Origin of the sequence: Shewanella sp. M16 (assembly GCF_018224605.1) — a bacterium.
GTDB classification, from domain to species: Bacteria; Pseudomonadota; Gammaproteobacteria; order Enterobacterales; family Shewanellaceae; genus Shewanella; species Shewanella oncorhynchi.
This window is the reverse complement of record NZ_JAGTUL010000003.1, coordinates 55,779-82,704: the sequence shown is the minus strand read 5'-3', so window position 1 is coordinate 82,704 and position 26,926 is coordinate 55,779. Positions and strand designations below refer to the sequence as shown.

The window sequence follows — 26,926 nt, the reverse complement described above, 5'->3', positions numbered from 1 at the left end:
CGGCTAAAAAGCCAATGACGGCTCCAACAGTTAACGCTGCGAGCATCAGTTCAAGCGTATCTTTTGAGGGATGAACATAACGGGCTTATCACGCGGCAAAATAGAATGAGATCCAATCAGATGAATCAATCGTCCTAGGCCGAGAAATAAGCCGAATATTGGAGAATTAAGCGATAGGAGGGCGGTATTTAGGTAAATTTTCAGGCGGGAAATAGGATACATCGGTAGGCAGATAGACGCTTTCTAGCGCCTGTACAGGCTGACTCACTGCCTGAGATAACAGCGCTACATGACCGCCATGGCATTGGCAGTCGAGGCATAAGTCAAAATCTTGTATTTCAGTGGTTTTCACTAAGTGGGAATGCAATTCGCTGCTTTGGTTTTCACCCGCGTGATTACTGGTGACACCCGTGGAGTCCGCAAAGCCTAAGGCTTGCTCGCTTGGACAAACGCAATCGACACATTGCGCCAAAGTGGTCACTTGGGCGCTAAATTGCAGATGGGGATGATTGTCGGCTTCTTCCGCGCCATTGCCCGCATGTAACTGATGCGCACCCAAATTCGCGCCAGCAAATTGCAGCACGATAATGGCTATCAGTAAGGTCACCATTCGAGTAAAAAATGGCTTAGCGGTAGAATTCAAATATCACCTATAGCAAATAACGGATAACGGATAACGGATAACGGATAACGGATAACGGATAACGGATAACGGATAACGGAACATCTGACCCGTATGATAAACATAAGTTCACAGCTCGCAAGCAAAGTCTTTCAAGCTGTGATCTCTAAAGGCTAACGCTGACTTAAACACAGCACTTATTTAAACACCCAGTGCTTATTTAAATACACAATGCTTAGCATAATCAGCGGCTTCGTTAGCAGTCCAATCGCCAGACGGCTTATTTTTCATCTGTTTACACCAAGCATCACTGCCCACTTCTGGCGCGCAGGCACTCAGTCCAGCGGTAAATGCCAACACTAACGCAATCGCACTGACCTTAGAAACTGCCAGTGAAGAAAAAGAGCGCGATTTCAATAATGACATACTTAATTCCTTGTAAACATGGCCTAAATTAGACCATTAAATATTCGAACGCTTAGTGATCCAAGCAATCGCTTTGGCTTTCTGTTCGAGTGGAAACCAAGCCACTTCGCCCTGCATAAAAGGCCCGAGTAAGCGCACCGCATTTCCTACCCAATCAGGGCCGCCCACAAACACTAAGGCTTCAAAATTCGGTAACTGGACTTCACCACTACCGGTCAGCGACTCAAATTCCCAGCCTTCGAGTAACACATCTGCCTCAATATACAGGCAAACTTGGCCCCAATCCTTACGATAACTCTTAATCGCAGGCTGTAAACGGGTCCGATAATCGGTAGAGGATAGTCGGCCACTGGCAAAAAGACTGATAACACCCTTAGCAATATCGGGGATTTGGCATAACATAGAGGCACTCCGAATCGAGAACACTTTTGCAAGCAATGGCTTTAGCCAATGCAGCGGCAAAGAATGCGCCCGATGATAACAAATCTATTGGAAAGCCATAAGTCATTATTGATGGCTTCTCAATCCATGCTGAAAAATGCCTAAGTTTGCCATGATAAAAATCTCAAACCGTGTGGAACTTCAGGAAAATGAAATCGAGTGGCAATTTATCCGTTCGAGTGGTGCAGGCGGCCAGCACTTAAATAAAGTGTCCACCGCTGCGCAGCTGATTTTCGATATTAAAAGCTCATCATTACCCGAGTTTTACCAAGAACGCTTACTCAACAAGGCGGATCACCGCATCACTAAAAGCGGCAAAATCATTATCAAATGCCAAGCGAGCCGCAGCCAAGATGCCAACCGCCAAACCGCGTTGGAGCAATTTATCGCCTTAGTTGCCAGTATCGGTGAAGTGCAGAAAAAACGCATCCCCACCCGCGCCACTAAAGGCAGCCAAACGCGGCGATTAGAGACCAAGAAACAAAAAGGTGCCACTAAGGCCATGCGTCAACAGAAGAGTGACTATTAACTTAGGTGACAGTTAACTTAGATGACAATTAACTCAACTGACAGCCAACTTAGGCAATTGCTAACTCAGTACCAGAGAAATAACCGCAGTTGAACCCAACCAACAATGGCACAAGATGCCAAAGGTATAATCGGCTCGCACATGATCAGCTCGCACACAATCGACTAACGGATAATGCAAAATCGATTTGAACAGGTTAAGTTAGTGGCCTATGTAGAAAACTGAAATAAATTTTTCCAACTTTAATCCCAGCATTAATCCCAAGGCATGTCGTAAAGGAAAGCGCAATGAGTCACAAAATTTTGCTCGTCAATGGCCCCAATCTCAACCTCTTAGGCCGCCGCGAGCCCAGCGTTTATGGTCATCAAACCTTAGCCGACATAGTGGCGGAGTTAAATCAGCAGGCAAAGTTGGCGGGAGTTGAGCTCGAACATATTCAGTCCAACGCCGAATTTGAGCTAATCAATGCGATTCATGCGACCGATGCCCAGATGATTATTATCAATCCCGCCGCCTTTACTCACACCAGCGTCGCCCTGCGTGATGCCTTGCTTGGCGTGGCAATTCCGTTCTTTGAAGTACATTTATCCAATGTGCACGCCCGTGAAGCCTTTCGCCACCATTCCTATTTTTCCGATAAGGCGATAGGTGTGATTTGCGGTTTCGGTTCACAGGGTTATGAGTTTGCGCTGGCAGCGGCCATTAAACGGCTCAACCAGCCACAGTAATCCCATTCAATAGCGTGCTTTGCAAGGGCAGATAAATGGCAATGGATCTTCGTAAAATTAAAAAACTCATTGAGTTAGTACAAGAATCTGACATAGCAGAACTGGCGATCACCGAAGGTGAAGAATCAATTCGCATCACCCGCTACAGCCCTATGCCAGCCAATGTTCAATCGCAGCAAGCGATCCCCAGAGCACCTGTGGCGCCTTTGAATGAACAGGCAAAGCAAACAAGCATTTCGCCAAGTACAGAAGGTTTTGTGCAAGTCTCGCCTATGGTCGGCACTTTTTACGCGGCGGCAGAACTCGATGATGTGCCGCTGGTTAAAGTCGGTCAACGAGTGAGCCAAGGTGAAGTGATCTGCATTATCGAAGCGATGAGAATGATGAATCCCATCCAAGCCGAGCGCGATGGCGTGGTCAGCGCTATTTGGGCCAAAGACGGCGATGAAGTGGCATTCGATCAGCCGCTATTTACCTTAATCTAACCGCTCGCCTTCCCATGAATTGAAGCGCACTTAGATTTAAGATGCGGTTTTCAAACCAAGACAGCATTAACCGAGGTCACTATGATATTAATTACCGGCGCCAGCAGTGGTTTAGGCGCGGCGCTCGCATCGCTCTACGCCAAAGAGAATGAAGCACTGACACTCACAGGCCGCCATGCCGAGCGTCTACAAACCGTCGCCAATGCATTAACGCCCTTCTCCAACAAAACTATCGCTGCTATCACCGCCGATCTCGCCAGTGAATCGAGTCTCGAAGCCCTGTTCGATGGCCTAACACAAGCCCCTAAAACCGTGATCCACTGCGCGGGCAGCGGCTACTTTGGAGCGATTGAAACCCAAGGGGCGAGCGATATCCAAAGCCTGCTCAATAACAATGTCACCTCGACGATTTTGTTAGTGCGCGAACTAGTGAAACGCTATAAAGATCAAGCGGTCACTGTGGTTGTGGTCATGTCCACCGCAGCACTGGCCGCCAAGGCGGGAGAATCCACTTACTGCGCGGCAAAATGGGCGGTGCGGGGATTTATCGAGTCGGTGCGATTAGAGCTTAAACAAAGCCCAATGAAGTTGATTGCCGTGTATCCCGGCGGCATGGACACAGGCTTTTGGCCCAGTAGCGGTAAGGCTTTAGATACCTCAAGCTTTATGTCCGCCGATGAAGCGGCTAGCATGCTCAAACAAGCCTTAGTTGCCACAGAGCATGGTTATATCGCCGATATCACCATACAAAGGGGCTAAATGTGTGGATTCGAGACGCAGAATATGACCACTGCGTCTCTTCCTTAGCACTCGCTAGTCGGCGCAGTTCGCTGTGTTTAGGGTAACGACGCGACGGCTTTCTCTGTGGGTCAGCCACCACATCAGCAGTCCTCCCAATGACAACAAAGATGCCGCATAACCTGTCGCGGCAATGCCTTGTCCAGACAGTATCACTAAACTGCCCACCCAAGGCCCAATTGCATTGGCAAGATTAAAGGCGCATTGCACTAAAGCGCCTGTCATGGCTTGCCCATCGGGCGCCACATCCATCAATCTGGCTTGCACAATAGTGGCAAGCCCTAACCCACAACCGACAAAAAATACCACGGGCATCAGCGCCCAGTAATGTCCGGTCAAACTCGGGTAAATAGCCAACACCACAGTGCTTAACACTAACGACCAAAACGCAGCCGCTAAGGCCGACTTATCCGCCGCCCAACCACACACCAATGTCCCGAGTGTTGCGCCAATACCAAATACCGCCATCATGATTGGGATCTTAAACGGCTCGACTTGTGTCACTTGGATTAAGGTTTCAGCCAGATAGGTATACACGCAGAAGATACCGCCAAAGCCAATGGCCGCGATACCGAGCGTCAGCCAGACTTCACGATTTTTAAGGGTTTGTAGCTCTTTTTTGGGACTCGCATCAGCGGGCACGGCTTGATTAGGTGCTAAAAAATACACCATTATCGCGGTAATGGTCGCCAGAATTGCCACTATGCCAATGCCAGAGCGCCAGCCCACAGTTTGCCCCATCCAAGTCGCAAACGGCACACCGATAATCGTCGCCAGCGTAAGGCCAATAATCACCCGCGATACGGCGCGGGCCTTCATTTCTGGCGGCACTAAAGAGGCAGCGAGCAACATAGCCACGCCGAAATAAGCGCCGTGGGGCAAGCCGCTGAGAAAACGAAAAAAGATTAACCAATTCAATGATGGCGCTAACGCACTTAAGCCATTGGCCACCGCCATTAACCCGGCTAAAGCAATCAAGAGTGTTCGCCGTCTGACCCTAACGGCCAGCACCATGATAATTGGCGAACCGACCACAACCCCCAGCGCATAGGCACTAATGGCATAACTCACATGGGCAACCTCTACCCCTAAATCGCTCGCGATATAAGGCACTAAGGTCATGGAAGCAAATTCTGTGGTGCCTAAAGCGAATGTTCCGAGTGCTAAGGCAAGTAACACCCATAATGTACTGGCGCCCTTATGCTGATTTTGGGCAGCCTGATTTCTAACAGTATTCAAACCTCTTCTCCGCTATGCTATAAAACGACAACTAGCTAATAAATAACTAATAAAAAGATAATAAAAGATGATAAATAAATTGGAGCCCACTAAGGGGCTCCAATTTCTCAGTCATTTACGTAATGTAAATCTATCTGACTAACTGTTCTTGATAGGTTTGACTGTTCCAGTCGTAGGCATAAAGCGTGCCTTGCCACTCGTAAAGTGTACGACCATCCTGCTGCACAACCCTAGCATTGCTCGGCAAGCTAGACACACTGTGCGGTGCGCGTGGACGCGGAGTCGCAGCTGTTTTGCCTGTGACGTTACTAGTTTTCGACACCAGTTGCCCAGTCGATTGTCCGGCCATATTTACAGGCATACTCGACACCATACGGCCTTCACTCGCAGAATACTGCATACTGGTTGTTACCCGTACAGGTGCAGAAATGGCCACAGGTTCATCGTCGTAGGCCATAGGAATCGACAAACCTATGCCCGAATAGGGCGAGTTCCAGTAATTTCGAGCGTAGGCGTCACGCGATGTATTCCAACCCCAATCATTGTTCCAATGGGTGTTCACACCATAACCGACATTCCAACCCGATCCCCACCCCGTAGCGAGCCCTAAACCCAGTCCTAAACCCCAAGGGTAATAAGGTCGATAATAGGGACGATAATGGCGATTATCTTTACGCACATGGCGGTTGTCGTAATAATTGTCATGACGATTGTTGTAATGACTGTCGCCACGACTGTGGCTATCACGATGACCGTGACGTTCGTCTTGATCCGAATAGCCTCTATTTCCGGCCACCGCCACAGTCGGCACACTGAGCGCCCCCAAAAGTGAGATCCCCACGGCAAGCGATAAAACTAAGCACTTTAGCGACCGCTTATGCGCGCCATGTGATTGAGTTTGAACACACTTTTCTTGAGCAAACCATACAGGAATATTCATATAAACCTCGAAATAAAGGGCGTAAGCGAGATCTATCGCGACTTACTGGTAACCATTTTACGCTTCCTAAGCTTGAAGATCACTGAATTGGTTAACCCTAAAACAGAAAAATGCTATAGTGCGCGCCACACGGATTTTCACCGCAGAGGCTATTTCCACATGAGTTTTAAGGATTTACGCAGCTTTATTGATCACTTAGAAGCCAATGGCGAACTCAAACGCATTAGCTACCCAGTTGATCCTCATTTAGAAATGACAGAGATCGCCGATCGCGTATTACGCGCTCAAGGCCCTGCGCTATTATTTGAAAATCCCAAAAATCATCACATGCCCGTGTTGGTAAACCTGTTCGGTACGCCAAAACGTGTGGCCATGGCACTCGGCAAAGACGACCCATTAGCCCTGCGCGAAGTGGGTGAACTGTTAGCCTTTTTAAAAGAACCCGAACCACCTAGGGGTTTTAAAGACGCGATCGCTAAGATCCCTATGTTCAAGCAAGCCTTGAATATGCCGCCAAAAACAGTGCGTAATCCGCCTTGCCAACAAATCATCAAAACCGGCGATGAGGTCGATTTAACTAAATTGCCTATTCAGCATTGCTGGCCGGGCGATGTCGCACCACTAGTGACCTGGGGCTTAACCATCACCAAAGGCCCGCGTAAGAGTCGTCAGAATTTAGGCATTTATCGCCAACAATTACTGGGTAAAAACAAGCTGATTATGCGCTGGTTGTCCCACCGTGGCGGCGCGTTAGATTTTGCTGATTTTAAACAACAATTCCCCGGTGAGCGTTATCCGGTTGTGGTCGCACTCGGCGCCGATCCTGTGACCATTCTAGGCGCCGTCACCCCAGTCCCCGATTCCATGAGCGAATACGCTTTTGCCGGTTTACTGCGCGGTGAACGTACCGAAGTCTGTAAGGCATTAAGCTGTGACTTAGAAGTGCCCGCCACCAGTGAAATCATCCTCGAAGGCTATATCGATCCTGAGGAACTGGCGGAAGAAGGGCCCTACGGCGATCACACGGGTTACTACAACGAAACCGATAAGTTTCCAGTATTTACCGTTACTCACATCACTCAGCGTAAAGATGCCATCTACCACAGCACTTACACTGGCCGTCCACCGGATGAGCCTGCCATGCTGGGGGTTGCATTAAACGAAGTGTTTGTGCCGATTTTGCGTAAGCAATATCCTGAGATCGTTGATTTTTATCTGCCACCTGAGGGCTGTTCGTACCGCATGGCAGTGATCTCCATTCGCAAACAATATCCGGGACATGCCAAACGAGTGATGATGGGCGCGTGGTCTTTCCTGCGCCAATTTATGTACACTAAGTTTATTGTCATAGTGGATGAAGATGTGAACTGCCGTGACTGGCAGGATGTGATCTGGGCGATCACCACCCGCATGGACCCTAAACGCGATACTGTGATGATCGAAAACACCCCGATCGACTACCTCGATTTTGCTTCACCCGTTGCGGGCTTAGGCTCAAAAATGGGACTCGATGCCACCAATAAGTGGGAAGGTGAAACTAACCGCGAATGGGGCACGCCAATCGTGATGGATCCAAAAGTAAAACAAAAGATCGACTCAATCTGGGATGAGTTAGGCATAGACGACAGCCCAACCCTATAATTCAGCTTAAGCCATTACTCAAGTATCGGCTTAAGCCAAGAGAATAGGCCAATAACAGGCCTCTAAAGCGACACCTAGACACATACTGTTGAAGAAAGGTGCAAAGGAAGTTTGATGAAAACCATACGTTGTAAGATAGAGAAAGTTAACCCATTTAACGATGCCGTATATCAAGTATTGTTAAGGCCTGAAACCGCCTTCGATTTCCAAGCGGGGCAATACTTATGTGTTGTCATGGGTGAAAAAGATAAACGCCCCTTCTCTATCGCATCAGCGCCAAACGCCGAGCTGATCGAATTACACATTGGCGCCGCTGTAAGTGAAAGCTACCCAATGCAAGTGGTCGAGCGCCTGAAAGCCTGCGCTATTGATGGCAGCACTATCGACATCGAAGCCCCAGGCGGCGAAGCCCACCTGCGTCACGAAAGCATTCGCCCTCGCCTGTTAATCGCCGGCGGCACAGGTTTCTCTTACATTAAAAGTATCATCGAGCACCAAATCGCCCTCGGCCAACAGGTTGAAACTATGCTGTATTGGGGTTGTCGCACCCAAGATGCCATGTATTTTGAAACCATCGCCCGCGAGTGGCACGACGCTCACCCTTGGTTACACTTCGTGCCAGTCATCGAAGAAGCTCCCGCTAATTGGCAAGGCAAAACCGCCAATCTGTTAGCACAAATCAAACAAGATTTTGTCAGCTTAAATGGCTATGACATCTACATCGCCGGCCGTTTCGACATGGTGGGTGCAGCACGGGAAATCTTCCGCGAGATTGGTGTAGAGGAAGCACATCTCTACGGTGATGCGTTCGCGTTTATCAAATAACGCGATAATTTGTTAGCTTGGCAGGCTAATCTTTGCCAGTTGAGCTGCAAATAATAAACCCCAGTTTTTACTGGGGTTTTGTTTTTACGTTACGCCGTATTTCACTTATTAGTGTGTTCTAAAGATCTAGAAATTTTCAAGTCAGCGAATAATGTAGTTATTAAGCACTGTCATTCCAGTGACTCGCCGTAAATATATCCCTATAGGCTCGACGGCGACATCCATGCCGCCAACGGTCACTTACATGCCAGTGCTTAATCTCCCTAAACCCCTCAGAAACCTGAAAGTCTTTTTTTACTGCCATGATTGCTGAAAATTTAACAATGGTGGCTTACTAAATTTGCCAGTGATCATGTTTCACCTGCTAGCGGCTTAATTGGCAAAAATCGCACTTCGGAGTTGAATTCGGGAACAAAGTAGGACATTGCCTTGCTAAACCCGAGGTGACCATATATGTCCGGTTTTTTTTGTTATTTTTACATAAAGCACAAGTTTGCTCTGTTTTATAAAGAAAGGCATCTTAGTTTATTTGTAAGTTTTGCAATTTCTTTTGATTTATCAAGATATTCGCTGGAAACTTGTTCTTGGCTTTTATTTGCAAGGAAAAAAAGTTTTTCAGCTGCTTCATGAATAATTGTAGCTATTTCACTAGTATGACTAACATTGTTTATTAAAAGCCATCGCTCAATAGCACCTCTAGATAATCCATTAAGTTCTTCCTTCCACTTAGAGTTATTGATAATACTAAGAATTTCTCGTTGTGCATCAATTCTGTTGTTAAACTCACTCATTTATTATGCTTCTCCGTAATGAATCCATCCAAGCAGGAACTTGAGAAATAGAATTAATCACAAGTTCAATTTCATTCTTCTTAATATTATCTCCAAAACCTCTTGTAGATAACAAACGAGCACGCACTAAGATGTTAAAAACTCCGCTCTCCAAATGTAAGCTTGGTAATACTTTTAGCGCTGAATATCTAGAGAATATAGGTTTTTCTGCTGCTAGAGAATAGCAAGTCGCGTAGTTTCTTATTGCCAAATAAATGCATGATAAATGGAAGGTTTGGCTATTTGATGAGTTTAATAATGCGTTATAAGATCGTTCAAAAAGCAATCTAAACTTATTGCTATCAGCTTCAATCGTTTTGTATTTAGCTGGAGAGCCAAGGTTTTTTATGAAATCAGAACCGTCAGGTGTAAATAAAAGTTTAGATTCAAGAAATAGGTGCCAAGCAAAAGGATTACCTTCAAACCATAGTTCTCTTAATCTTTCGTATTGGTATATTGAATACTTATCTTTATCTATTTCATTTGTTGTTGATGCGCAGCACGCTAATAGATCTACATCGGAACCGCGATCTATTTCTCCTCTGCAAACAGAACCAAATGCGTAGATGTGCATTTTATTCATCATCTACGTCCAAAGCGTTTAACAAGAATTGCAGTAAGAAAAGCAAAGCCAATTAAACGCATTGCTGCAACTGATGATGAAAACCAAATAGGGTATTGATGTGGGGAACCAATACCAAAAAATACACCTGGCGAAGCAATGAGACTGTTTAGATAGTCTCGTAAGTTCCATTGGTCACCAAATGCTGAAGTATCGTAAATAGCAATGATTAGATGAACAATGATAATTGTTCGTAACAGTTTGAAAATATTTTCGCCATTTCCCCATATCATATCTAATGCTTTGAACTCTAACCATTTTATAAACTGTACAATTTTTTTCCAACCTACATATTTATTTTTATAATAGTTTTCACTCGAAGACCATGACTTTTTTAGATATTTTTCAGTTGCATCAAGTTCTAATGAGATAGCTTTATTTACAGCTTTAGCATCACCAATCTGTTGGAAATTCATACGTAGTGAACGGGCAAACCTCATCTTTAGATTTTCTTCTTTTGGTGCTTCGCCAACTAGAATATCATCGTCAAGTTGGCAGCGTTCAAAAGTTGCATATTCAAATTTACAACCAGAAAATGCTGATTGATGAAGGTTTGATCCTATAAATTTACATCCGGTAAAATCACATGAATCAAATACGCAGTTGTTAAAATAACAAGATTCAAAAATACAGTGCTGGAAAGATATATTTTCAAAGCGCATCTTTTTTGCATTTAGTCTTATATAAATCTTAAATGCATACTGATTCGGATTATTTTTTAGACTGACACTTATGTAGTGATCCGAAACAACAATCCTATTACCGAGTTCAAACCCCTCTAAATCAAGAGTTGTAGTCGATTTTATGGCCAAATCAATGTTAGGTGTAGGCACTGGCTTTTTAGTATTAGACATAATATTCACTTAAACCAAATTGGATAAGGCTAACACAAGGGTATTTATTATAAATAATATTTGTGTGAAAGCTAGGGCAGATTTTTTTCATACATTCACCATGCACGTTACAGAATACAAACTCCCTAGGTCGATTTAAATCAATGATTTTCGCAAAATGAAAAATTAAAGGACAGGCAGAACTCTTTTGAGATTAACAGTTTGCACCGAAACCTCAGGAGTTCCCCTTCCCCTGCGAAGTTGTCGAAATACGTAGATAAAAATGCCGTGGAGACATCATGGATGATGGCGCAGGCTCGGGGGCACATGGATGTGCCATCTGAGCCGTTAGGCGATTTTTATTGGAGTATGAGACAGGTAACTAATGCATGTAACTTCGCTAGGGGCGTCTTGGAGAATCCAAGGAGGATAGGACGAGCAGTCCTCCTTGGTCGGGTGTGGGGTGAAGCCCCACGACTTTGATTTTAAAAAGAAGCTTAAGCTTTAGATTGCTCTGCCATGAGATAACAAACTCATGAATTAAAAACTCAAACGAAGTTTGAAAACCCACAGCCCTGCGGCACCTGAGCAGCCCCTTACACTTGTGGTCTATGTAGATCGAAACGCAGATCTTCGGAGATCCCATAATAAGCCGATGGGCCGCCAGCACGTAATACGGGCTCGGCAAGGGCAGTTTGATAAATCCCCTCGGCATTGAGTAAATGCTTAGCAATATGCACGGCAACCACTTCACCTAACACTAACCAAGTATCGATCTTGTCGCCATTCGCGGCTGTTAACTGGATGCATTGGGACAATTTGCATTCGAAGTTTACTGGGCTTTCAGCCACTAAATCGGCCTTAACAATGGTGCCAGCTTTAGCCGTGAGTCCGGCAAAACTAAACTCATCTTGACCGCGTGGCAGCATGGCGGAGGTTTGATTCATCTGCTCGGCTAAGCCGCGAGTGGTGAGGTTCCACACAAATTCCCCTGTTTCGACAATATTGGCGACACTGTCTTTCCAGCCTGTGCTGGCAAAGCCGATGATGGGCGGTTTGTAGTTGAAACAATTAAAAAAGCTGTAAGGTGCGAGATTACGTTGCCCCTCGGCATTCCGTGATGAAATCCAGCCGATCGGTCGAGGCCCCACAATCGCATTTAAAGGATCGTGTGCAAGGCCATGGCCTTTGCTCGGTTCGTAAAAATAGCGGTTATCAGCAGTCATACTTCATCCTTTTGTTATTGCCACAACAATACTGGTGCAATTAATACAGCCATCACAGGTACGCTTTTATAGCCGCTATCTTACCCAAGTTTCGAGCAGCGACCAAAAGTCTGTAGGGCAATTTAAGTCAGCTCCTTGAACAACATCTGGCTGCAAATTTCAAATCCAACACACTCTTCTGCTAAAGTGATACTTATCAGTGGGCTAAAAAGCCTAACTCTGCTAAATAGCATGTGGCAAATGAAGGAGCGGTGAATGAACGCGATAAAAGGGGGATGGAAGAGGTTATTGTTGGTCGCAGTGCTGTTAGCGACAGGTTGTGCCAGCGTAGCGCAAATCGATTTCAATAGCCTGTTTGGCACTAGCTCACCGCAAAAACGCGTCGAAAATGCACAGCTTAACGACCAATTTATTCAACAAGCCGAGTTTGTGCACACACAAGTTGAGCCTATTCTCAATAGCCGCTGCGTGGTATGTCATGCCTGTTACGATGCCCCCTGTCAGTTAAAAATGACCTCAAGCGAAGGTATGGAGCGTGGGGCGAGTAAGGAAAAGGTTTACCAAGGCACACGCTTAGTCGCTGCCACACCTAATCGCTTACTTGTCGATGCCTTTACCCCTGAAGCTTGGCGTCAACGCGGGTTTTACCCCATGCTAAACGAGCGCGATCAAACCCCAGAAGCTAATACCCAAGCCTCAGTATTAGCCAGAATGCTCACGCTTAAGCAAATGCATCCTCTGCCCAAAGACAAGATTTTAGATAAGCGTTTTGATTTCAGCCTAGACAGAGTTCAACAGTGCGCCAGCCTAGAGGAAATGGACAAATACGAGCAAAGCCAGCCCCTTGCAGGTATGCCTTATGGCTTGCCAGCACTGAATGCTAATGAACATCAAGTGTTGATGCACTGGCTTGAGCAAGGTGCACCACTGCCATTTGCACAGGCGCTTACACCTGAATTTATTGCAGAAATAACCCACTGGGAGACGTTTTTAAACGGCGACAGTTTAAAAAGCCAATTAAGTGCACGTTACATTTATGAGCATTTGTTTGCCTTCCACTTATATTTTGAGTCTTTAAATCAACCGAACGCCCAGCCTTTATTCTTCGAGTTAGTGCGTTCTCGGACGCCGCCGGGGCAAGCGCTGGATATTATCGCCTCCCGTCGTCCCTTCGACGATCCTAAGGTGGAGCGAGTCTATTACCGCTTTCGGCCTTATCGGGCAACCATAGTCGATAAAACCCACATCCCCTACGTTTTAAATACCGGCTTGCTAAATAACTGGCAACAATGGTTTATCGATGCGGATTACTCAGTCACTCAACTGCCGAGCTACAAGCCGAGCGTTGCGGCCAATCCCTTTGAAGCCTTTATTCAAATTCCTGCCAGTGCGCGCTATCGATTTATGCTGACCCGCGCCCAAGATACCATTATGGGCTTTATCAAAGGCCCAGTGTGCCGTGGTCAGGTGGCGCTCAATGTCATTAACGATAGATTCTGGGTGTACTTTGTGACTCCAGATTATATGGACGACACTGACTTTAGCGCCTTTTACCATTCCCAACTTGAAAACCTACGTATGCCAGCGGAGGAAGAAAGCACTGCACTCGCAGTAACTTGGGTGAAATATGCCGCCAAGCAAGGCAAATATATGCGGGCGCGTAATCAGTTCTTGAACGAGAAATTCAAAAACGGCCAGCACCTTACCATAGACGGACTCTGGGATGGCGACGACACCAATGATAATGCCAGCCTGACAGTACTGCGCCACTTCGACAATGCCACTGTGGTCAAAGGCTTAGTAGGCGAACCGCCCAAAACGGCTTGGATTATCGATTATGCCTTGCTGGAGCGTATCCACTATTTATTGGTCGCGGGTTTCGATGTTTATGGTAACTACGGCCACCAGCTATTAACTCGCTTATACATGGATTTTTTACGTATGGAGGGGGAATCGAATTTCCTGACCCTGTTGCCACAGGAGGAAAGGCGCAAGCAGTTGAGTGATTGGTATCAAGGGGCTGGAACTCAACTCACGGCCTTTATCGCAGGGGATATCAACACCTTTCATCAGCCTACGGGCGTACTCTACTTTAGTGACGATCTAAAGGGCGAGCTGTATCAAAAACTCGGGCAGAAGGTTGCTAAGGTTCAACCCAATCGATATCACATAGAAAATAGTAGCTTGCAAATACATAGCAAAGCACTTTTACACACATTAGATCGATTAAAAGGCACACAAGCGACCCTGTTACCTGAACTAACTATGATCATGGTCGAACCTGAAAAAGCGGGTAAAGCTGAGATATTTACCTTAGTTCGCAATAGCGCCCATCGGAATATTTCGAGCCTGTTTAATGAGGCGAGTAACCGCGAACCCGCTAAAGATGACGTCACTTTAGTGCATGGCTTATTGGGCAGTTATCCTGAGGCATTTTGGCGAGTGAAAGAACAGGACTTGCCTAACGTCTTGGCGACAGTAGAGAAAATGCAAACTGAAAAAGACTATGAGGCACTGTTAGATATGGTGGGTGTACGCCGTACTGATCCGAAATTTTGGGCCTTTAGTGATGAACTCAATCAGATCTTTTTCGACAATCACCCGATAGAAAGTGGGTGGCTGGATTACAACCGACTGCAAAATCGTTAATAAAAAGGGGAACGCTAGTGTTCCCCTTCCTTTCAAATCAACCCAGTAAACTTACCAGATCTTAACGCGATCTTCTGGAGCCAAATACAGCTTATCGCCAGGCTTAACATCGAATGCAGTATACCAAGCATCTAAGTTACGCACGGTCAGTGCGCGGTACATGCCGGGGGCATGTCCATCGGTTGCCACCCGAGCACGCAGGGCTTCGTCACGCATCTTAGTGGCCCAGGTTTGCGCAAAGCCGATAAAGAAGCGTTGATCACCCGTAAAGCCTCCAATCACAGGGGCATCTTTGCCTTTCAGCGAGGCATGGTAAGCATCATAAGCGGCGGCTAAACCTGCTACGTCGGCAATGTTTTCACCTAAGGTCAACTTGCCATTCACGTGTAAATCAGGGAAAGGCGCATAAGCATCAAACTGCTGCGCTAACGCATCGCCTTGCTTATCAAATTGAGCAAAGTCAGCGGGCGTCCACCAGTTACGCATAGCACCAGTCGAGTCAAAGGCCGCACCATTGTTATCAAAACTATGGCTGATTTCATGACCAATCACAGCGCCAATCGCGCCATAGTTGTAAGCAGCATCGGCCTTAGCATCGAAGAATGGCGGTTGCAAAATACCCGCAGGGAAGTTAAGCGCATTTTGCACCGGTAAGTTCACCGCATTCACCACTTGCGGCGTCATCCACCACTCGCCTTTATCCATTGGTTTGCCAATCTTGGCTAACTGGTGGCTGTACTCCACTTTTTCGCCATTGATGGCATTGGCGTAGGCATTGGTCGCAGTCACTGCATAGCTGTCGTAATTGCGCCATTTATCGGGATAACCCACGCCCACTGCCATAGTGGCCACTTTTGCTAGGGCTTCTTTCTTGGTTGAAGGGTCCATCCAATCGAGTTTTTCCACTCGCTGACCGAAGGCGGCCACTATGTTATCCACCATAGTGCTGACTTCTGCTTTGGCCGAAGCAGGGAAATATTGCTCGGCATAGGCATGGCCTACGGCATCACCTAAATATTGGTCGAGTGCCGCTAAGGCACGTTTATCGCGGCTGCGCTGCTCTGGCGTGCCAGAAAGCTTAGTGCCATTAAAGGCAAACGAAGCGTTGTCGATTGCCGATGGCAACACATCAGCATGGCTGTTGATATGGTGGAACACGAGCCAATCTTTCCATGCTTCTAAAGGCTCAGAGGCCACAAGCGCAGAAAGTCCCGTAATCGCCGTTGCATGGTAGGCCGCAAATTTAGGCTGATTACCCAGTTGCGCCGCCGCTAGAAAGGCAGTCCAATCGATGCCCGGTGCTTTGGTATCAAAGTCAGCACGGTTCCATACCCCCGAAGACTGGGTAAAATCTTCGCTTGCTTCACGGCTGGCGTGGGCCGCGGCAATCTTGTTTTCAAGGGTAAAAATACGATCGGCACGAACAGCGGCATCGCTCACACCAGCATCTTTGAGCAAGATTTCAATGTAAGCGCGGTAAGCGGTGCGAATGTCGACCATTTTAGGATCGGCAGACAGGTAATATTCACGCTCAGGTAAGCCTAAACCGCCCTGTAAAAAGTAAGGTAAGACTTCGCCCGGCGTTGCTAAACCTTGGGTGACGAAGATCCCAAATAGGTTTTCGGTATAAAAGTCAGTCGCGTTGAGAGGATCGACATCGGCGCGCAGATTTCCGCCTAACGCCGCAGATAAATCCTGCTTGCTCGCAATGGCCTCATAACGGGCAATATCCGCCTCGGCAGGCTTCATTCCTGCGGCATCAATAGCGGCGGTATCTGTGTAAGCCTTGTAGAAATCGGCGATACGCGCTTCGTCGCTCCCCACCGCATGTTGCGCTTTCACCAGATCGGCAATCAAACTGGTTTTATGCTTTTCGGTTGCTTCAAAGGCAACGAGGAAAGCGCCAGTGCTGGAGCGATCGGCTGGGATCATCGTCGTTTTCATCCACTCGCCATTGGCGTAGGTATAAAAATCATCCCCTGGTTTTACCGTTGGCGTCATAGCCGCGACATTAATGCCAATCGGCATTTGAGCCGCAACGTCTTGACTTTTTGGCGCGTTTTCGCTGGTTTTTACGGTGTTTTCTGTGGTGTTATCACTGCAAGCAGTGAGCCCAGCCAGTACTGAAGTTGACAGTAATAGCACGGGAATAAGACGGTCCGACATGAATGACTCCTCTCTTTTTTATTATTGTATTTATAGTGTGATTGCTAAGTTTGGCAGTGTAACTGGCACTGAATGAAGAAGTAAAACAAAGCCAATTTTTATGATAGAAAGTTAATGCAAACAATTTGAGCCAGACGCTTAAACACGCAGCTTAGCATCATCACGACCGCGCTCAACTGCAGGCACAAAAAAGCCGACGCTATGTCGGCTTAATCAAGTTTGGCTAACGACTACTTTATAATTTGATCTGAGTGTACTGAGTCCACGCAAGTACTTGTCCCATCTGAGGAATGATCCATACTGCCGTGTGCTCATTTTGATAAACACGATAATAAAATAAATCTTCATCACGGATATCATGCTTACGAATTTCACGGTAGAACTGCATAGCAGAATGGCTGACTTCATCCGGTTTTGTCAGTTCTTTTTGTAACACTTTAACGTGAAAAACATCGACTTTAAGGTCATCAATTGTGGTCTGGTACTGCTCAAACTCACCGCGGATAGTGTATTTAATCGGTGTCGTTAAACAATCTTGATCTGTAATACAGGAGGTCGAATAAAACTTACCCTTATTTTGCCCTTCATAGACCAGAGACATACTGAGATCGTTACGAACTAGGAGTTCGCCCGCGACGGGAAAATAAATATCCGCATGGTAATTATGCTCAAGTAACTCGCCCATTCCTTTATCATCCGCAGGGAGGACGATACGGTTATAGCGAATGCGCTGCTCCATTATTTGGCTCAGCGGAATAAACTCCGCCATATTTAATCCTGCGGGTTTTGCATCTATCGCCGTGATATTGATGATGCCGTGACCACTGCAGGCATCGGCGTCCAGCTCAGGGCAAATCGCCATCGAATAATTTTTGCCATCAGTTGAGGTAAATGCACTGAAGTAATTAAGGTTATTGATGTGATTTCCCTCTGGCGCTAAATGTTTTTGCCACCATGAAGGATGTAAACGATCCTCATCACCAATATAGAAGGTTCGCGCCGTCCCCAGCGTGCCACCAATATTGAGGCTGATATATTTATCGGCATGCCACTTAGCCACCTGTTTAACCACCGCATGGTGGTCGCTCACATACCAAACGATTGCCAAGATAGCGCACAAAAGGGCAATACCAGCAACTTTAGTCCAAACCGACACCCCCACTAAGGCATCACGAATTGCATTCGCATCATTGATCGCCAGCATCTTTACATGGGATTGTTCAGAGATATGCAATTGATACCCGCGGCGTGCCACGGTTTTAAGCTGCACTTCGGTATAGGGTTCGAGCTTTTTACGTAAGGTACTGATGCATTGCGTTAAAGAGGTAGGAGCAACCACCCTTTCAGGCCAGCCGACCTGCAGCAATTCTTCCTTAGTAAAAATGGCATTCGTGGATGATAACAGCAGCACTAATAAGGCCGTTTCGGAAAAAGTCAGGCTGATGGTTGCCCCATTCACATGATCGACTAATTCCTTAGCCTGTTCATCTAACATTAAATAAGATGTGATTTTATGCATGTTAAACGCCTGAAAGATCAGCCAATACTGATAAAGTTTGATTACACTAACAACATGCAATCATCATGTGACATTGTTTCTTTCCAAGAAAACGATGATATGCAATCACCAAGTCAAGATGGTTTATTTTACCTTTTAACAACATATAAGAGTGTGACTCTATACTCAGTTTAGTCATTGTTTAATAAGTACAAAGTTAGACTAATACAGAGGTCGCTAAACTAGATTTCTTGGTATTTAAAGATCCAAGAACAACACAAAAGTAATGCACCAATCCAGCCACCCAGCAAACCATACATTAAGGGTAAGCCAAGCCCAGTTTGAGCAAGCAGAGTGAGACTACTTTTAGCCGCGAGTGTATCCGAGGGAGTCACGAGTAAATTTAAAGCACGGAACAGATCAGTAGGATTCAACAAAATCAGTAGATTGAATACTGTACGATTAAACATCTCACTCATTCCAACCACAGCACTGAGTAAAATAAGATCATAAACCAGCACAAACACAAACCATAAAATGAGTAATATCCCCAGTGCCTTGGCTTTTTCTCGCACACACAAGCTAACCCAATAACCCAAGAGCACGAACACTAATGACAGTAAAATACTGCTCATAATCAAATGGCTAAACCCGATAGCTATGGATAACTGGGCCAGAGTATCGCCCAGTGATATCAGTATTAATCCTGTTAAACCAAAGCCCAAAATGCAGGCAATGGTCATCACGCAGGCATGGCCTAAAAACTTGCCGCACACCAGATGCCAACGTGCTAATGGATAGGTCAGCAGTAACAGCAGAGTGCCGGATTCTTTTTCACCAACAAAGCTGTCATAACTCAATAAAATCGCACCTAAAGGGAGCATAAATACCGATAAAGTGACTAACCCAGAAAGGATCTGGGCAGGCTCAAATACCACTAAGTTGCCGGACACAGCGCTGCCCATAAAACTCACACACAGAGATAGCAGCAACAAGATTCCCGCCATCATCCATAACCAACGATTACGTAAATTATCCTTAAACTCTTTGGCGGCTATGGTGCTCACTATGCTCAGAGCACTTAAACGATGGTGCAAAACCTCAGAACGGTTCATAGGACTGATTCCAAATTAATCGCCTGATTTATATCTGTTATGTTAATAGTCTTTGTAGGCATTTTTGACGACTGAAGGGGGCAAAGACTTTCCATGTAATGATGAAACACACTCTGCAAACTAGGAGGTTCAATAGAAAAATCCCCCGCGGGCACTTTTTGTAATAAGTGATTTAACACGGCTGACTTTTGCTCCTGTGGCACGGCTAGCATAAGTCCCTGCCCCGCATTTGCCTTAACACATGCCGCTAAAATGGGATCTGCTAGCAATGCTTGCCTTTGAGTATTAGATAGAAAATGCAACAAGATATGATTTGGTAACTGAGTCGCCGCCCTCAGGGAGGTTAAGCTTCCCGAAGCCAACATTCGCCCTCGACCTAAGATCAAAGCGCGATCCATCTGATCTTGCACTAATCCCAACTCATGGGTACTGATAATAATGGCGCAGCCCTGCGCCCTGAGCTGAGCGATTTTTTGATACAGGAAAGCCGATGCCAAGGGATCTAAGCCAACTGTCGGTTCATCGAGTAACAGTACCTTAGGCTCAGCCAATATCGCCTGCGCGAGCCCAAGACGTTGCCGCATCCCCTTAGAAAAAGTACTCAAACGCTTATCTTTAGCGGCCTCTAAACCAAATTCAGCGAGTAATTCATGTACTTTAGGCAAGGAAACGCCCTTAAGCTTAGCGAAATATCGCAGCAGCTCATTAGCGGTCATATTGTCATAAAAACTCACATTTTCAGGTAAATAGCCTAAAGACAAACTCTGCCGCACTTGTTGGGAGCTCACACTATGACCTTGAACTTGGAGCAGACCACTTGTGGGGGTAAGTAATCCCAAAATAAGCTTGAGTAATGTAGATTTACCCGCACCATTATGCCCAAGGAGTGCGATCACTTGACCAGCTAACACCTCAAAACTCACATCATCCAGAGCCTTAAACTTGCCATAGCATTTACTGATATTTGTCGCTTTAACAACCACATCAGCACTCGCTATAGGCTTATTTGCTGAGCAGGTCAAAGTTTGATGATTCATCGCGAACCTCCATCAATCAGTACGTGCGCGCCACTTTGCATTAGGGGAAAACTATCACTTATACCGCTCGTCACTTGGGGCTTAAATTGGCGTTCCACCCAGCGCAGTAACAACACAACAGGGCTTTCCATCAACAGTTTGGCTTCAGGATAAAGCCAAAACAGTTTATCTAAACTGTCATTCGGCCTATGGACAATATCCCCTAATCCATCGCCATTCAGATCCCAGCCTTGATATTCCGACCAGTAATTCCCCTGCCCCTGATAACTCCATTCAAGTTGGCTTTCACCGACATATTTGACTTGGGTTTGATTGGCCATAATACGATTATGCCAAAGGCGATTTTCCTCTCCGCCCATGGCCATACTGATCCCAGTATCACTGTGGCTAAACTCGTTATCTTGAATACGGTTATGTTGAGCAGCGTAAATAAAAATACCTTTCCCCTCATTGCCAAGCTCCACAGTGCCCTTAGGGTTATGGATTTGACTCGCAACATTGGCTTGCACATGGGATGCCTCAGTAATGTTGAGTAAAATGCCAAAGTCCCGCGCCTGAGTCACACGGTTGTGGTGCAGGTAAATATGGGTTGAATTCATTAGGGCATAACCGCCATCGACGGCAATCGCTTGGTTTTGCCACGCTTCGTCGGCTTGGGTATACATGTAGTGAATGCCATATTGAAGCTTAGTGAATTGATTTTCATAAATGCGGCTGTGGGTAACGGACTCTAAATACACACCATCACGGACAAAAATGAGCTGATTTCGGTCAATTTGTGGCGAATTAACATGCTTAAGATAAATGCCATCACCCCGATCAAGCACATGAATGGCACCGTTGCCACTAATACTATTGTCCGTGATGATGGGTGAGTTTAGCTGTTCGCCATAAATACCAAAACCCTCACCCACCAAGCGGTTTCCCTTAATCAACGCATTATCCGCCCCTTTTTTGAGTAAAATGGCGGCATCACGGTAATACAGATCCCGTCCCCAGTGGCGGATATTGAGCCCCTCAATACTCACCTGAGGCGCCTCAATGACCAATGCACTGCCTTGGCGCAGTGCATCTAATGTCGCGCCTACTTCCCCCTTTAGCGAAATGGATTGCGTCACCTTAAAGGAGCCTTCATACACCCCAGTGGCCAGCACTAGGGTGTCACCTTCTTGAGCTTTGTTAAGGGCAAGAGTGAGTGAATCTGTATCTGTTACCCGAATAAGTGCTGCCCAAGTACCGAAAGAGGCAAAGCACAGCAGCCAGATAAGGACGAGACGCAGCTTCATCATCACAACCTTATTTATCACCCGCGAGCAGTTCTAGGGTGATGTCATCAAATCTCAGCACTCGGCCACCGTATTCCTTAGCAAAGGCTTCGGCGGCAGCTTTGGTACTAAAAGGGGCAACGGCAGGTCCCATCACAGCTTTCTTAGTCGTACCGTAAACATAGAAGGCATTTTGAGCATCAATAAAGGCGCCATCGTCAGGTTGATCCCAATCGGTCGTGCCCGCGTCATGCACCATCATGTAATCAATTTGTCTTTTATTTTCAGGCTGTAATGCAAAGTTAAACATATCGCGGCTAGAACAGAACTTAGGCACCATTTTCTCGGCCTTAAGGTGCACTTGCCCTTTAGGTCCGGGATATTTAGTGATCACCATGCCGCATAAATGGCAACGGTCATGCTCGTGGATCATCTCGGCTTTATGAACATGGTCTGTGGCCTCGCTTTTATTACAGCCAAATAGCAAGGGCACTAACAGCAACAATGCATAGTATTTCTTCATCCTATTTATCCTTTTATTAAAATATCAACGCCTCGCCAGATTCCTTGCAGGGACAGATCTTTACGGCGAGGGTTGATAGAAACGGGTTTCATCTTTCATTCATTTTGCTTTGTGCTTTTGCAATCGCATTATCGATTGCTTCACGGTTGATACTGTCCCCATGGTGTTTGAGCAGGAGCTGCCAATGGTCAATGGCCTCTTGGTTACGAGCATGCAAGTAAGCATCTGCCGCGAGTAACATATGGGTTTGAGGCTCAAAGGGAGAAAGTGCTAATGCTTTGGCAATCACCCCTTGGGTTTCAGGTGTCATTTGCCGAAGCTCGCGGTAATAAAGCGCGTTAGCTTTTGCCCCTAACACTTCGGCATCATCTCCCCCTATTTCGAGTAATTTATCTAAGGTCAGCACCGCATCTGAGTACAAACCTCCCGCATTGTAAGCCTGAGCTAATGACATAAGTGCCAAGGTGTTTTGCGGCTCACTCTGAGCCCAACGACTGGCTTTGGTGATCTCGGCCGCCACTAAATAATCAATATTTTCATCAAGCCGACCTTGATCCCAATCCCTAAAACGGCCTGTTTGACTGTAGATAGCAAGGGTCAGCAGCACTAGAACGATTCCCATCGCAAAGGGCACTTTGCTCGACATGTTTGGCAACTGTGCGATTCCCATGACTAGGTTTAGACGCATGTGCTGCCAATAAATGTAAGCAACAAACAACAGTAAACTGATGCCAATGCCTAGTCCTAAGCTCACCATTCCAGTCTCCATTTCACTCTCCAAACAACTCGTTTTAGGAGCCAGATTAACCGTGTGCAGGCATCATCTTTTTATTTTTCATCTCTTTCATTTCGCTGGGTTTCTCAATATTTTTCAGTTCAATTTCAAAGATAAGTGCTGACTCTGGAGGGATAATACCTACGGCTTCAGTGCCATAGGCAAGGCTTGCAGGTACCACAAAACGGTATTTAGACCCCACAGGCATCAACTTTAATCCCTCTTCCCAAGCGGGGATCACCGACATTAATGCAAACCGAGTGGGCTCTTTACGTCCAACCGTATTTTCAAACTCAGTCCCATCGATAAGAGTGCCAACATATTCCACTGTGACCACATCTTCTGGATTGGGTTTATGACCTTTACCTTGGGTTAAGACTTCATATTGAAGACCAGAGGCGGTGACTTTAACGCCAGACTTTTTTTGATTTTCAGCAAGATATGCCGCACTTGCCTTTTTAGTTTCTGCCATTTGTTTTTCAGCAACGACAGTTCTTGCGGCATTGAGTTGTTCTGCTCTTTGGTTCAGGTAGGTCAGCACTTCTTCGTCGGTTAATTGCTGTTTATCTTTAAGCGCATCCACAAAACCTTGCACGACTAAGTCGACATTCACCTCTGAACCCAATTCAACTTGGTTGTAGACTTGACCAGAAATGTAATTACCAATAGAAGCGCCAATGCTGTAAGAGGTTTTATCTGCATCGGTTTTCAAACTTGTGCCAGCAAAACTGGCTACCGAAACAAATAATGCGGCGCAAGTCGCCACTGTGATGCTTTTGGGGATAAAAGAAGCTGGCATACGTGTTTTCATTTTATGTTCTCTACAATGTTAACCCTGTGGGTTTCGCCTTTTGGCCCTGCAAACCAAACCGATAAAACATCGGTCCTGTGTGTTACTAAGGTTTTTCTGTTACTCGACCTGACATACGCCAGCCATAAATGCCATCGGCCATATGACGCACACCTGTGTAACCTAGCTTCATGGTTTCTCTCGCCGCCATATTGCTGCTGGTGCAAAGGCGGTTAGCGCAGTAAAACACCATGACTGCATCTTTATTCTTTGGAAGTAACTCTCTCCAATTCTGAACATTGAAAAAAACTGCTCCGGGGATAAAACCTTCTGCCCATATCTCCAGTGTATTTACGTCGAAAAAATAAACGCCTTGTTTGCCGACTAAGGTTTCCGCTTCCATCATCGAAATGGGATTTAATTGGATTTCGTTATAGGGCACTTCAGACATTTCTGAGCCACCACCGGCGATGACTGGCATAGCAGTCACGCCTAAGGCCAACACCATCAATATTCGGCTTACACTTTGACGAAGCATGTTATGCATAATTAGGCTCTCATATTCCCCGACACCCAAAGGTGTCGGGGATAACTAGGACTCAAGTTAAATTATATTTTCTTCGCACTCAGCGCATTACCATCAATAATGGCTTGGGCTTGGGTCACATAGGTCAAGGCGGCATCTAAGCGTTTTTGTGAGTAACGCGCACCATGAACACCCCATGAACCATCGGCTTTAATCAGTTTGAGGACATCTTGAGCTTTATCGGTCAACAACAGCACTTGCGTCTTATCTTCTACCGATAACTTCGCCATATTGGGCGACTTATCGATGCTAATAAGGGCTTTTTCTACTTTGGCATAGGTTTCTTTCACTGGTTTTTGCCACTTCTGAACTTTGCCGTAGATTTGCTGTTGATCTTTAAAGTGCAGACCCTCACCCAACTTAGATTGGAATTGGCTATGGCAACCTTTGTTATCCACTACATCGTGATCAGAAGCGGAAGTACGAGCACAGGTCCACATGAGATCGAGGTAGTTATGGCCATTTTCGTCCTTCGCCACAGTCCAGCCCTTAGTGGATGAGTCGCGAGACTTACCTTCAGGTGGGTTAAGCGTCTTACGCAATGGATCGACATCGATTTTCCACATGTGCGACTTACGAACGTTGTCGAAACCGGCCATATCAGGGAACTGGATCGCGGTGAAGTTTTCACAACTACCCATGTTTGGCATGTGACAGCTTTGACAAGTTTGTTTACTGTGGGTCTTGGTATTACTCGCAATTTCAGCCTGTGCCGTATGGCAATCGGTACATTCTTTGATGAGTTTTGGTTTAGTAATACCGGATTTCCAATCACCATCAGTCACTTCGTGTGGATCATGACAGGTAGAACAACGCATACCCTTATCGTAGTGAGATGAGGCAAACATTTGCGAACCTTCTGTACCACAAGATGGGCACGAAGATTTCATCTTCACGTTAAAGGCATATTCCAGTTTTTCTTTACCCTGTGGGGTTTGCGCAAGTTCTTCTACGAAGTTAAAACGCTGGTGACAACGCTCACAGTTAGAAGGCATACCACCACCGATACCGCCGTCTAAATGACCACCTGCGCCATGACACTCTTCACAGGTAATACCGAGTGACACTGTATGTTTTTGGAGCTCTTTAGGATTACCAAGGGCTGCAAAAAACTCATCTTTAGTTTTAAAATCAAACTTAAAGGTGTGGCACATTTCGCAATAGGAACTCGCAGGTTGGAATAAGAATTCCTTCTCGTATTTAGCACCATAGGAGCTCATACCCCACTGGTGTGAACCACTCGCGCCAAAATCTTCCATTTTAGTTGGAAATTCAGGAATAACTTTCTGAATTTTCTTCGCCATTTCAGGGGTTAACCATTCAGCCCAACCACGGGAGAATTGGTTACCACCGGCGACCATAGTGCCAGTACCATCTTTGAGTAAACCGTCTTTCACATGGAAAGTACCGCGTACTAAGTAGCTATCGATAAAGCCGTATTTGGTTCTTGGTGTTCCCACCGTCGCATAAATTGCATCAGGGGTAATGCCGTCTGGCAAGATAGAAGTATCCTTAGTGCCATACATGGTTTTGTTTAAATCGTTATCGACTTCGGGATGACTCCCCGGAAAACGTAAGGTTTTTGAATGGCGTGAACGTTTCCACTTTTCATATTGTGGGCCGTGGCACTCACCACATTTTTCAGGACCAACAAACTTATTTGGGAAATCCAAAATCGACTTGGCACCAAGGCGATATTGCAATGCCATAGGGCGATTGCCCTCTTGATGTTGGCTATATTTTTGGCTATCACCACCGTGTAAGTATTCTTCACCACGGTCACTGACCTTATAGGTTCCTTTTAAACGACCTTGCTCGGCATATTTAAATACCGGATGATTTTCAAAAAGAAAATCAAACAACTCTTTTTCCTGAACAATATAATCCTGCAGTGTTCTTACACCACGGGACTCTAGTGTTAGATCGGGATTAGCCATAATTCCCTGAGCTTCCGCACTCTGTTGTTTATTACCATAGCCAGGCTTTATCTCACCCGGTTTAGCATCGGATGCTATTCCGGCCACACTGACGATAGTACCTAAACAAAACAGCACGCTGAGTGCTATTTTGGATTTCCATCGTTTCATCATTCACTCCTAATTATCATTAGTTTTATATTTTCCACTGAACCTAACTGCTCACTGAACGACATAAACAATTGACCAGTTACAGCATGGTGGAGGCAAAAAACCATTAAAAATCAGAGCTAGAGCACACTAAATTCCCGCTGATAAATCAAGATGAATAAAATCAATTAAAACAAATTAAATACAATAACTTACAAAATTAATGTCATTTATTTTTTAGAAGTTAAAAAGCACATTTCAGTTATAAAAA

General features: G+C 45.9%; 26 protein-coding genes. 7 read left to right on the top strand and 19 right to left on the bottom strand.

The features are described 5' to 3' along the window. Nucleotides 1-166: 166 nt before the first annotated feature. From KFE26_RS02885 to KFE26_RS02875, 3 genes are all read right to left on the bottom strand, one after another. Complete coding sequence (locus KFE26_RS02885; RefSeq protein WP_212599674.1) at nt 167-610, bottom strand: hypothetical protein; 444 nt, start codon at nt 608-610, stop codon at nt 167-169. 228 nt (nt 611-838) lie between these two features. After that, the gene (locus tag KFE26_RS02880) at nt 839-1,048 is read right to left on the bottom strand and encodes a DUF3012 domain-containing protein (protein WP_212599611.1); all 210 of its coding nucleotides are present in this window, start codon (nt 1,046-1,048) and stop codon (nt 839-841) included. A gap of 36 nt (nt 1,049-1,084) precedes the next feature. Further along, nucleotides 1,085-1,450 (bottom strand): STAS/SEC14 domain-containing protein, encoded by a 366-nt coding sequence (locus KFE26_RS02875; RefSeq protein WP_105250333.1) that lies wholly within the window; start codon nt 1,448-1,450, stop codon nt 1,085-1,087. Between the two features lie 136 nt (nt 1,451-1,586). Here KFE26_RS02875 and arfB point away from each other — a divergent pair, with 136 nt between their 5' ends. The 4 genes from arfB (at nt 1,587) to KFE26_RS02855 (ending at nt 3,990) form a co-directional block, all read left to right on the top strand. Then, on the top strand, nt 1,587-2,018 hold the full coding sequence (gene arfB / locus KFE26_RS02870; RefSeq protein ID WP_212599610.1) for an alternative ribosome rescue aminoacyl-tRNA hydrolase ArfB: 432 nt from the start codon (nt 1,587-1,589) through the stop codon (nt 2,016-2,018). A gap of 287 nt (nt 2,019-2,305) precedes the next feature. Next, nucleotides 2,306-2,746, top strand: coding sequence for a type II 3-dehydroquinate dehydratase (aroQ, locus tag KFE26_RS02865; RefSeq protein ID WP_028759381.1), 441 nt, complete (start codon nt 2,306-2,308; stop codon nt 2,744-2,746). Between the two features lie 35 nt (nt 2,747-2,781). Further along, on the top strand, nt 2,782-3,231 hold the full coding sequence (accB, locus tag KFE26_RS02860) for an acetyl-CoA carboxylase biotin carboxyl carrier protein (RefSeq protein ID WP_173496246.1): 450 nt from the start codon (nt 2,782-2,784) through the stop codon (nt 3,229-3,231). A gap of 81 nt (nt 3,232-3,312) precedes the next feature. Beyond that, nucleotides 3,313-3,990 carry an SDR family NAD(P)-dependent oxidoreductase gene (locus KFE26_RS02855; protein WP_173496245.1) on the top strand — a complete coding sequence of 226 codons (678 nt, stop codon included), beginning with the start codon at nt 3,313-3,315 and terminating at the stop codon, nt 3,988-3,990. A 54-nt stretch (nt 3,991-4,044) separates the two neighbouring features. Here the strand turns inward: KFE26_RS02855 and KFE26_RS02850 are convergent, their stop codons facing one another. Beyond that, nucleotides 4,045-5,268 (bottom strand): MFS transporter, encoded by a 1,224-nt coding sequence (locus tag KFE26_RS02850; protein ID WP_105250336.1) that lies wholly within the window; start codon nt 5,266-5,268, stop codon nt 4,045-4,047. Nucleotides 5,269-5,398: 130 nt separating this feature from the next. Beyond that, nucleotides 5,399-6,208, bottom strand: coding sequence for a hypothetical protein (locus tag KFE26_RS02845; RefSeq protein WP_212599609.1), 810 nt, complete (start codon nt 6,206-6,208; stop codon nt 5,399-5,401). 159 nt (nt 6,209-6,367) lie between these two features. Between KFE26_RS02845 and ubiD the strand changes: the two genes are divergently transcribed. Next, nucleotides 6,368-7,849: a 4-hydroxy-3-polyprenylbenzoate decarboxylase gene (gene ubiD / locus KFE26_RS02840; protein WP_113939206.1), complete on the top strand. Its 1,482-nt coding sequence runs from the start codon at nt 6,368-6,370 to the stop codon at nt 7,847-7,849. Between the two features lie 114 nt (nt 7,850-7,963). Then, the gene (gene fre, locus KFE26_RS02835; RefSeq protein ID WP_063883664.1) at nt 7,964-8,674 is read left to right on the top strand and encodes an NAD(P)H-flavin reductase; all 711 of its coding nucleotides are present in this window, start codon (nt 7,964-7,966) and stop codon (nt 8,672-8,674) included. Between the two features lie 503 nt (nt 8,675-9,177). Here fre and KFE26_RS02830 read toward each other — a convergent pair. The 4 genes from KFE26_RS02830 to KFE26_RS02815 form a co-directional block, all read right to left on the bottom strand. Next, a complete protein-coding gene (locus tag KFE26_RS02830; protein WP_212599608.1) occupies nt 9,178-9,465 on the bottom strand; it encodes a hypothetical protein in 288 nt (95 codons plus the stop codon). Then, entirely contained in the window at nt 9,458-10,087 is a 630-nt protein-coding gene (locus KFE26_RS02825) for a nucleotidyltransferase domain-containing protein (protein WP_212599607.1), read from the bottom strand. Before KFE26_RS02825 ends, KFE26_RS02830 begins: the two co-directional genes overlap by 8 nt. Next, on the bottom strand, nt 10,087-10,980 hold the full coding sequence (locus tag KFE26_RS02820; protein ID WP_212599606.1) for a pentapeptide repeat-containing protein: 894 nt from the start codon (nt 10,978-10,980) through the stop codon (nt 10,087-10,089). Before KFE26_RS02820 ends, KFE26_RS02825 begins: the two co-directional genes overlap by 1 nt. A 575-nt stretch (nt 10,981-11,555) precedes the next feature. Continuing rightward, nucleotides 11,556-12,185: a flavin reductase family protein gene (locus KFE26_RS02815; protein WP_011845657.1), complete on the bottom strand. Its 630-nt coding sequence runs from the start codon at nt 12,183-12,185 to the stop codon at nt 11,556-11,558. Nucleotides 12,186-12,440: 255 nt separating this feature from the next. On the opposite strand from KFE26_RS02815, the gene KFE26_RS02810 reads away from it, so the two are divergent. Then, on the top strand, nt 12,441-14,834 hold the full coding sequence (locus KFE26_RS02810; protein ID WP_212599605.1) for a fatty acid cis/trans isomerase: 2,394 nt from the start codon (nt 12,441-12,443) through the stop codon (nt 14,832-14,834). A 51-nt stretch (nt 14,835-14,885) separates the two neighbouring features. On the opposite strand, the gene KFE26_RS02805 is transcribed toward KFE26_RS02810, so the two are convergent. The 10 genes from KFE26_RS02805 to sirA all read right to left on the bottom strand — a co-directional run bounded on the left by KFE26_RS02805 (nt 14,886) and on the right by sirA (nt 26,676). Beyond that, complete coding sequence (locus tag KFE26_RS02805; RefSeq protein ID WP_212599604.1) at nt 14,886-17,000, bottom strand: M13 family metallopeptidase; 2,115 nt, start codon at nt 16,998-17,000, stop codon at nt 14,886-14,888. Nucleotides 17,001-17,235: 235 nt separating this feature from the next. Beyond that, nucleotides 17,236-18,519, bottom strand: coding sequence for a winged helix-turn-helix domain-containing protein (locus KFE26_RS02800; RefSeq protein ID WP_212599603.1), 1,284 nt, complete (start codon nt 18,517-18,519; stop codon nt 17,236-17,238). Nucleotides 18,520-18,740: 221 nt separating this feature from the next. Beyond that, nucleotides 18,741-19,613, bottom strand: a complete 873-nt coding sequence (locus KFE26_RS02795) for an ABC transporter permease (protein ID WP_212599602.1) — start codon at nt 19,611-19,613, stop codon at nt 18,741-18,743. Beyond that, nucleotides 19,610-20,650: an ABC transporter ATP-binding protein gene (locus KFE26_RS02790; RefSeq protein ID WP_212599601.1), complete on the bottom strand. Its 1,041-nt coding sequence runs from the start codon at nt 20,648-20,650 to the stop codon at nt 19,610-19,612. The genes KFE26_RS02795 and KFE26_RS02790 overlap by 4 nt, the downstream gene beginning before the upstream one ends. Beyond that, a complete protein-coding gene (gene nosD, locus KFE26_RS02785; RefSeq protein ID WP_212599600.1) occupies nt 20,647-21,936 on the bottom strand; it encodes a nitrous oxide reductase family maturation protein NosD in 1,290 nt (429 codons plus the stop codon). Before nosD ends, KFE26_RS02790 begins: the two co-directional genes overlap by 4 nt. Before the next feature lie 10 nt (nt 21,937-21,946). After that, nucleotides 21,947-22,438, bottom strand: a complete 492-nt coding sequence (locus tag KFE26_RS02780) for a nitrous oxide reductase accessory protein NosL (RefSeq protein ID WP_212599599.1) — start codon at nt 22,436-22,438, stop codon at nt 21,947-21,949. 88 nt (nt 22,439-22,526) lie between these two features. Beyond that, entirely contained in the window at nt 22,527-23,207 is a 681-nt protein-coding gene (locus tag KFE26_RS02775) for a tetratricopeptide repeat protein (protein ID WP_249195574.1), read from the bottom strand. Between the two features lie 34 nt (nt 23,208-23,241). Further along, nucleotides 23,242-24,024, bottom strand: coding sequence for an FKBP-type peptidyl-prolyl cis-trans isomerase (locus tag KFE26_RS02770; protein WP_212599598.1), 783 nt, complete (start codon nt 24,022-24,024; stop codon nt 23,242-23,244). Between the two features lie 85 nt (nt 24,025-24,109). After that, nucleotides 24,110-24,550 carry a rhodanese-like domain-containing protein gene (locus KFE26_RS02765; protein ID WP_028761786.1) on the bottom strand — a complete coding sequence of 147 codons (441 nt, stop codon included), beginning with the start codon at nt 24,548-24,550 and terminating at the stop codon, nt 24,110-24,112. Nucleotides 24,551-24,612: 62 nt separating this feature from the next. Continuing rightward, on the bottom strand, nt 24,613-26,676 hold the full coding sequence (sirA, locus tag KFE26_RS02760) for a cytochrome C (protein ID WP_212599597.1): 2,064 nt from the start codon (nt 26,674-26,676) through the stop codon (nt 24,613-24,615). Nucleotides 26,677-26,926: the final 250 nt, after the last annotated feature.

Coding starts and splice junctions, on each gene's coding strand:
- KFE26_RS02885 (WP_212599674.1), bottom strand. CDS start 610: ATGGTGACCTTACTGATAGCCATTATCGTGCTGCAATTTGCTGGCGCG.
- KFE26_RS02880 (WP_212599611.1), bottom strand. CDS start 1,048: ATGTCATTATTGAAATCGCGCTCTTTTTCTTCACTGGCAGTTTCTAAG.
- KFE26_RS02875 (WP_105250333.1), bottom strand. CDS start 1,450: ATGTTATGCCAAATCCCCGATATTGCTAAGGGTGTTATCAGTCTTTTT.
- arfB (WP_212599610.1), top strand. CDS start 1,587: ATGCCTAAGTTTGCCATGATAAAAATCTCAAACCGTGTGGAACTTCAG.
- aroQ (WP_028759381.1), top strand. CDS start 2,306: ATGAGTCACAAAATTTTGCTCGTCAATGGCCCCAATCTCAACCTCTTA.
- accB (WP_173496246.1), top strand. CDS start 2,782: ATGGCAATGGATCTTCGTAAAATTAAAAAACTCATTGAGTTAGTACAA.
- KFE26_RS02855 (WP_173496245.1), top strand. CDS start 3,313: ATGATATTAATTACCGGCGCCAGCAGTGGTTTAGGCGCGGCGCTCGCA.
- KFE26_RS02845 (WP_212599609.1), bottom strand. CDS start 6,208: ATGAATATTCCTGTATGGTTTGCTCAAGAAAAGTGTGTTCAAACTCAA.
- ubiD (WP_113939206.1), top strand. CDS start 6,368: ATGAGTTTTAAGGATTTACGCAGCTTTATTGATCACTTAGAAGCCAAT.
- fre (WP_063883664.1), top strand. CDS start 7,964: ATGAAAACCATACGTTGTAAGATAGAGAAAGTTAACCCATTTAACGAT.
- KFE26_RS02830 (WP_212599608.1), bottom strand. CDS start 9,465: ATGAGTGAGTTTAACAACAGAATTGATGCACAACGAGAAATTCTTAGT.
- KFE26_RS02825 (WP_212599607.1), bottom strand. CDS start 10,087: ATGAATAAAATGCACATCTACGCATTTGGTTCTGTTTGCAGAGGAGAA.
- KFE26_RS02820 (WP_212599606.1), bottom strand. CDS start 10,980: ATGTCTAATACTAAAAAGCCAGTGCCTACACCTAACATTGATTTGGCC.
- KFE26_RS02815 (WP_011845657.1), bottom strand. CDS start 12,185: ATGACTGCTGATAACCGCTATTTTTACGAACCGAGCAAAGGCCATGGC.
- KFE26_RS02810 (WP_212599605.1), top strand. CDS start 12,441: ATGAACGCGATAAAAGGGGGATGGAAGAGGTTATTGTTGGTCGCAGTG.
- KFE26_RS02805 (WP_212599604.1), bottom strand. CDS start 17,000: ATGTCGGACCGTCTTATTCCCGTGCTATTACTGTCAACTTCAGTACTG.
- KFE26_RS02800 (WP_212599603.1), bottom strand. CDS start 18,519: ATGCATAAAATCACATCTTATTTAATGTTAGATGAACAGGCTAAGGAA.
- KFE26_RS02795 (WP_212599602.1), bottom strand. CDS start 19,613: ATGAACCGTTCTGAGGTTTTGCACCATCGTTTAAGTGCTCTGAGCATA.
- KFE26_RS02790 (WP_212599601.1), bottom strand. CDS start 20,650: ATGAATCATCAAACTTTGACCTGCTCAGCAAATAAGCCTATAGCGAGT.
- nosD (WP_212599600.1), bottom strand. CDS start 21,936: ATGAAGCTGCGTCTCGTCCTTATCTGGCTGCTGTGCTTTGCCTCTTTC.
- KFE26_RS02780 (WP_212599599.1), bottom strand. CDS start 22,438: ATGAAGAAATACTATGCATTGTTGCTGTTAGTGCCCTTGCTATTTGGC.
- KFE26_RS02775 (WP_249195574.1), bottom strand. CDS start 23,207: ATGGAGACTGGAATGGTGAGCTTAGGACTAGGCATTGGCATCAGTTTA.
- KFE26_RS02770 (WP_212599598.1), bottom strand. CDS start 24,024: ATGAAAACACGTATGCCAGCTTCTTTTATCCCCAAAAGCATCACAGTG.
- KFE26_RS02765 (WP_028761786.1), bottom strand. CDS start 24,550: ATGCATAACATGCTTCGTCAAAGTGTAAGCCGAATATTGATGGTGTTG.
- sirA (WP_212599597.1), bottom strand. CDS start 26,676: ATGAAACGATGGAAATCCAAAATAGCACTCAGCGTGCTGTTTTGTTTA.